Here is a 229-nt window from a genome sequence, read left to right on the forward strand (position 1 = left end):
CCCACAGGGAGCCGATGGCGGCCGAGGGCAGCAGGAACGGCGCGAAGAACCACCACCGCCCCAGGCACTTGAAGTGCACGGTGTGGTGGGCGATCAGCGCCATCAGCAGGGCCACGAGGACGATGCACGGGACGACGTACAGGGTGAACTGGAGCCTGGGCCACACGGAGTTCCACACCAGGGCGTCCTTGAGGGCCTCCCGGGAGTTGTCGAGGCCGGCGAAATTGGG

The 229-nt window shown here is 67.7% G+C and carries 1 pseudogene; it reads right to left on the reverse strand.

Annotated features, from left to right (window positions below):
- Positions 1–229, reverse strand: a pseudogene (locus KVT44_RS57550) (sugar ABC transporter permease); the annotation flags it as partial.

It is taken from the genome of Streptomyces sp. GbtcB7, assembly GCF_019091445.1.
Classification (GTDB): domain Bacteria; phylum Actinomycetota; class Actinomycetes; order Streptomycetales; family Streptomycetaceae; genus Streptomyces; species Streptomyces mirabilis.